General features: G+C 59.9%; 8 protein-coding genes. 3 read left to right on the plus strand and 5 right to left on the minus strand.

Going from position 1 to position 5,739, the window contains the following annotated elements:
• Positions 1–282: 282 nt before the first annotated feature.
• A complete protein-coding gene (locus AC1DXX_RS32840) occupies positions 283–537 on the plus strand; it encodes a hypothetical protein (protein ID WP_478138383.1) in 255 nt (84 codons plus the stop codon).
• Positions 538–649: 112 nt separating this feature from the next.
• Here the strand turns inward: AC1DXX_RS32840 and AC1DXX_RS32845 are convergent, their stop codons facing one another.
• Positions 650–925 (minus strand): hypothetical protein, encoded by a 276-nt coding sequence (locus AC1DXX_RS32845; RefSeq protein WP_478138384.1) that lies wholly within the window; start codon positions 923–925, stop codon positions 650–652.
• Positions 926–1,177: 252 nt separating this feature from the next.
• Between AC1DXX_RS32845 and AC1DXX_RS32850 the strand changes: the two genes are divergently transcribed.
• Both AC1DXX_RS32850 and AC1DXX_RS32855 read left to right on the plus strand, forming a co-directional pair.
• Complete coding sequence (locus tag AC1DXX_RS32850; RefSeq protein WP_478138385.1) at positions 1,178–1,606, plus strand: DUF695 domain-containing protein; 429 nt, start codon at positions 1,178–1,180, stop codon at positions 1,604–1,606.
• A 177-nt stretch (positions 1,607–1,783) separates the two neighbouring features.
• On the plus strand, positions 1,784–2,266 hold the full coding sequence (locus tag AC1DXX_RS32855; protein WP_478138386.1) for a GreA/GreB family elongation factor: 483 nt from the start codon (positions 1,784–1,786) through the stop codon (positions 2,264–2,266).
• Positions 2,267–2,539: 273 nt separating this feature from the next.
• Here AC1DXX_RS32855 and AC1DXX_RS32860 read toward each other — a convergent pair whose 3' ends face one another.
• The 4 genes from AC1DXX_RS32860 to AC1DXX_RS32875 all read right to left on the minus strand — a co-directional run.
• A complete protein-coding gene (locus AC1DXX_RS32860) occupies positions 2,540–2,962 on the minus strand; it encodes a hypothetical protein (RefSeq protein WP_478138387.1) in 423 nt (140 codons plus the stop codon).
• An 838-nt stretch (positions 2,963–3,800) separates the two neighbouring features.
• Positions 3,801–4,070 (minus strand): hypothetical protein, encoded by a 270-nt coding sequence (locus AC1DXX_RS32865; RefSeq protein WP_478138388.1) that lies wholly within the window; start codon positions 4,068–4,070, stop codon positions 3,801–3,803.
• Between the two features lie 433 nt (positions 4,071–4,503).
• Positions 4,504–5,475, minus strand: coding sequence for an NAD(P)H-dependent flavin oxidoreductase (locus AC1DXX_RS32870; RefSeq protein WP_478138389.1), 972 nt, complete (start codon positions 5,473–5,475; stop codon positions 4,504–4,506).
• A 15-nt stretch (positions 5,476–5,490) separates the two neighbouring features.
• Positions 5,491–5,739, minus strand: a 249-nt coding sequence (locus tag AC1DXX_RS32875; RefSeq protein ID WP_478138390.1) for an electron transfer flavoprotein subunit alpha/FixB family protein, incomplete at its 5' end; no start/stop codon positions are given.

Here is a 5,739-nt window from a genome sequence, read left to right on the forward strand (position 1 = left end):
TGCTGGCGTACAACCTCAAGCGGGTGATGCGGATTCTGGGGATGGCGAAGACGATGAAGGCGATGCGGTTGGTGGGGGCGTGAGCCTCTCAAATGCAGCCTTGCCGACATGCGGCGCTCCAGTGCACATCAAACGCAGTCATTCTCGACAGACCGCCTACTGGCTGCCTATTGAGGCCCACCAAGGCATCGACAGCATGAGAGTTCGGCATACTGGCGCGACGAGGGCGTTTCCACACAGCCTCGGCCAATAGCGGACCTACGCCATCCATCGCAATTCCTCATGAATAACCGGAACATTTCTGCGCTGATAGATGCGCTTCTCTCAAGTGTCGAAGACGAGATGGCGCTGGCGAATGAATTGGAAGTAGCGATCGACGAGGCGTATCCGAACGATGATCGTATGCAGCAAGTTGTGGAGGTCTTGGCTTGCTTCCGCCCGGGTGGTGGCCAATTCCTTTTCGACAGGGAACAGCTCAGGCCCCACCTACTGATGGCCAAGGAATACCTGAGCGGCTCGAAGAGTTCGATGCACTAGCGCCTCCCTTGAAGCGCGTGCACACCCACTCAACGTAGGGCAGGATGCGGCCGATTGTGTTGAAAAACTCCGGGTTCGCCGTGCTCGGACGCCCATATGAAAAATCGACCTCTCAGATCGCTCCAGAATCGACGATCGTGATGTGGTCAAAGGGTTCGAGCACACCGGAAAACGTGCCTGAGATTCCGTGGACGAGTTTTTCAACACAATCGGCCAAGAGCGGTCCTTGGATGAAGGAGAGTAGATGACGCTTGAAGAACTGCTGAATTTGAACTTCAACGGATGTGATCTTGGCCTTCATTGGCGGGAAGGACAGCTCTCCATAGTTCCAGTCGAAGCCGAAGCAGACCAGAGGATTCCCGTGTTGTCTTTTGCGGCGGTGAGTCATCCGTGGGCTTTTCTTTGGGAAGACCATGCCCAGCGATGGTCAGATCGCCTTGAGCTTCTTCCTCGCGATCGGTGTCGTGCTAGCGGATTCGACGCAAAACCGGTCCATGGCAAGATCAAAGTCAGTTTTGCGTGCGAGCATCCAAGCGGTTTACTCCGCTGGGGATTCACGACTGCTGGCGTGACGCGAGAAGCATGAGGTCTTCAGTCGGCCGCAAGCAGACTTTGAATACGCACCTAATAGGAGCACTTCTTGAACGGCATTTTTCCAGAGGATTCATGGACGGTGGGGCAGCTGTCTGCCGATGGTCTCCCGTTGGTCGTCCGTGCACGTCAGGCATTGCCTTCAGTGCCCGATCGTCAAATCTACCCGTGGCTTGTTCGTATCACTTGGCGTTACGCAGGTGACAACGTCGGGATGCCGCCGGAGGACGATCGTCGGCAGATTCAAGATTTTGAGGAAGCCGTTGAGAAGCCGCTAGCCCACAAAGGAATTGGCGAAGAGGTTGCGAGCATCACCGGGAATCATTCGAAGGAATGGCGCTACTACACCTACGACCGAGACGGGTTCATGCAAAGGCTCAACACGGCGCTGATAGGGCGGCCCAAATATCCGATCGACCTTCAATCTTTCAGTGACCCTCAATGGATCGCTCTCTCGGAACTACTGCCGACTCGTTGATATCCCACGAAGCGTGGCCGCCTCCAGTCGCTTGGGGCCATGTCCGCTATCCGGTGAGTCCGACTTCCGTTTAGCCCATAGCTGAAGTTAACCTGCAGCCAACAGAAGCGTCGAAGGCTTCTGGAACCCTTCATAATCAAAACCTGCCCCGCTTGTTCGAGATGCCGACCTTTCGTCATGGATAAATTCTTGCTGCGACAGCAGGTGCTGGAACGGCTCGCCGAAGACCTGCTGCAAGCCGAACAGGCAGTGCGGGCAGCCCATGAAACGGCGACTCACGAAGAAAACATCGCCGAAAACAAATACGACACATTGGGACTCGAAGCCGCCTACCTGGCCACCGGCCAAGCTCGGCGCGCCGAAGCCATACGCCAGGCGATGGCCAATTGGCGCCGATTCCGCCCGCGTCCCTACGACGCCATCAAAGGCATACAACTCGGCTCGCTGGTCTGCCTGGTCGATTCCGACGACAAGCAGCAACAGCTCTTTCTTGGCCCGGATGGGGGCAGCATGAAGTTGGTCAGCGGCGCTCAGCTTGTTCAGGTCATCAGCAGCGAAGCCCCTTTGGCCAGGGCAATGCTGGGCAAATGCGAGGGTGATGAGGTGTCGATACAGGTCGCTCCAATCCGACAGCAGTTTGAGGTGCTGCGGGTTCTTTAAGCCGCAAGCAAGTTCACGCCGAATTGGCCGAGGTCGGCAGACGTGCAGGCGTCGTGAACGTACCGGCTGACCAGCAAGGTCAGCAGTACTTAAAACCGGCCACTGGGTCGAGATGACACTGGCGCATGAATGACCGCTGCGTGGCCAAAGACCGTGAACTCAGGAGGCCGACATCACCGGCAGCAACCGCTGCAAAGCAGTCGCTCGACCTCTCGCATAAGGACCGCATCGGGGCCACAGCCGTGATAGATCGCATCCCGAAGCAGACGTTACTCAGTCGTCAACGTCGAGTACAGCCAGTTCGCCGGTGAACTCAATGGCCTGTCCCACCTTTAAGGCGTGGCTCTTTTCAGTTTCCACAAGAATTGCCGGCCCGCCTTCCGAGATTGAGCAATGGAAGCTGTAGGCGTCAGGGCTATCAAGAACGATAGAGGCAATCTTGCAGCGGGGCGACGAAGCCGCCGGTTGCACAAACGAGTGGCCCGCTGTAGAAGTTTGCGGGCGGACCTCGTTGACAAACTGAACCTTGATCTGAGAACAGAATTCGCTTCCTTCAACGAAGCGCTCAACTTCTCGATTGTTCTCTTCGAACTCGATGGCCCCTATCCAATAGACGGCCCAACCGTCGACAAGGACTTCAAGAATGCATTCGTGTCCGTCGCGAATGATGCGACTTAGTTTTCCGTTTAACTGCATGCGTTGTTCACAAGAAGGTGGCTCCAAATGTGCCAACGCCCCCTCGAAATTCCAGTTCTGGGCCGACTGTAGCCTGTCTCGGTCATCTGAGCTTTGGGCCCTGAGCGGGCATACGGATTTCTCCGAGGCTGTCGCTCGTGCATCGCGGACAGCGCGCCATCTGCCTATTCGGAAACGTAGTGGTACTTTGAGACGACGCGCCCATCCTGTGAATAGCCGACGCCCCAGGCACTCAAAAAGTATTCGTAGCGCGCCTCGTTAACGCACCTGCCGTCGTTCCTTCCTCTGTGGTCGGCGTCACTGCCCCACCAAAGATGCTCGCCGCAAGGTCGAACCTGGCTTGGAGTGCCAAGCATTGAGACTACTGATTTTTCGGTCGCGCCCATCTCAATTTCATCGAACCTTCGACCCGAACGACTGTCAAGGAAGACGTCGAATGCGAAAACGATTGCACAAATCACAACCATCGCCAAAGGCAACGCCAAGACCACGACTAGAACGCGATGGGTCAGTGGCTTTCGACTTTTGGGCATGTGCAATTTCAGCGATTGGGTCTCGGCGTCCAGTATTGGGCGACGTTTGTCCGACGTGGCGACCGGCTGCTTCTGGCCGAACCCGGAAGTCTAGCCTCGGCCAATGACAGTCCGCCTCTGCTGCAAAGCGGATGCTCGTATCGTCTGCCGACGATCAGCATGGAGCGCATAGCTGCCACCGAGGCCCACCCCACAAGCACCTCAACCGAACCGAATTCCCTCCATCACAAGGGCTTCAGCCGTCGCACTCAAAAGAACCCCGTTCGCCAGACGGGCCGCGAACCCCGCAGCCCGCAGGCCAGCCGCTAACCGCCAGTCTCAAGCGCCCCACGTCGCGCCTTCTCGCTCACCTGAAACAGTTCTGCAGCCTTGCGGGCAAGTTCAGCCGCAAGCCAAAGCAGGTTGTCCAGTTGTCGAGGCCCATCTCCGCTGCACCAGTCGATGTCTTCCCCGCGGCAGACCCACAGGAGAGCTTCGAGTTGCGAGAGGGTGTTTTCGAGAAGATCCGCCGGGTCTTGGGCGTTGTCTTCGGAAGCTACCGGCGCGCGAGGCCGGGCTATAGTCTTGGTAGCCATTTTTGTGCGGTCCTTTAGAGGGTGTTGCACGAACTTGGTTAGACGGTCGGGGTGCTGATAACACCTCGGCCGTCGCCTTTTGATACCTCGCATCTGCATCGCTGCTTTCGCACCGACGACCTGCCGCGAGGCAAGCAGCCTTCAAACATCTCGGTGGCTTGGTGTGTTGCGCCTTTCTTCTTCCCTTGGTGGGGTGTCGAGTGACAGGGGCATCCACTCTAGAGAAGAACCCGGCGAAGTAGCCGATTCATGCGACACGAAGTCCCGGCGACCGCCAACAAATGCAGCTTCCGCAGCGGCTCTTGACGCTCACGCCGATGGGGTGCCTTGCGCAGCGAAACAAAGGGGGGGGGGCGGTAGCCCGAAGGCCGGGGGACATTCGCGGAGCAAGCACCCCGTCGGCGTGAGCGCCCCCGGATGCGAGCAGAAGGACTCAGTCCATCCAGGACCGCGCCCGGTCCAGGTGCTCGCGGCAGTCGCGCACCATGCGTTCCAGCAGTTCCGCACAAGTCGGAATGTCGTCGATCAGCCCGATGCACTGGCCGGCCGAGACCACGCCGTTGTGCACCTCGCCGGACTCGAGCGCCGCACGGCCGCGCGCGCCGGCCACCAGCGGGCGCACTGCCTCGAACTCGCAGCCGCCGGGGCGGTTCTCGGTGGCCACCACCTCTTCGGAGATGGCGTTGCGGAACACCCGCGCCGTATTCCGCATGGTGCGGAACATCAGCTTGGTGTCGCGCTCTGTCGCGTCGACCAGCGCCTGCTTGATGTTGGGGTGGATCGGCGCTTCCTGCGTCACGCAGAAGCGTGTGCCCATGTTGACGCCCTCGGCGCCCAGTGCCAGCGCGGCCGCCATGCCACGCCCGTCGGCGATGCCGCCGGAGGCAATGATCGGAATGCGCAGCTTGCGCGCCGCGATGGGCAGCAGCACCAAGCCGGGCACGTCGTCCTCGCCCGGATGGCCTGCGCATTCGAAGCCGTCCACCGACACCGCATCGACGCCATTGCGTTCCGCCGACAGCGCATGGCGCACCGAGGTGCACTTGTGCACGATCTTCACGTCGTGGCGCTTGAGCGCCTCGATGAAGTCTTTCGGGCTGTTGCCCGCGGTCTCCACGATCTTCACGCCGCTGTCGATGATGGCCTGCACGTACTCTGCATAGGGCGGCGGCTTGACCGCCGGCAGGATCGTGAGGTTCACGCCGAAGGGCTTGTCGGTCAGCGTGCGGGTGCGTGCGATCTCGTGGCGCAGGTCGTCGGGCGTGGGCTGCGTGAGCGCCGTCACGATGCCCAGGCCGCCGGCGTTCGACACGGCCGCGGCCAGCTCGGCGCGGCCCACCCATTGCATGCCGCCCTGGACGATCGGGTAGCGGATGCCGAGCAATTCGGTGATGCGGGTCTTCATCGGTGCCGGGTCCTCTTACAGCGTGGTCACCAGCTCGGGCACGGCCACGAACAGGTCGGCCACGAGGCCGTAGTCGGCCACCGAGAAGATCGGCGCTTCTTCGTCCTTGTTGATCGCCACGATCACCTTGGAATCCTTCATGCCGGCCAGATGCTGGATGGCCCCCGAGATGCCCGCGGCGATGTACAGCTGCGGTGCCACGATCTTGCCGGTCTGGCCCACTTGCCAGTCGTTCGGGGCGTAGCCTGCGTCCACCGCGGCGCG

This window comes from Variovorax sp. P4_B10, from assembly GCF_056402375.1.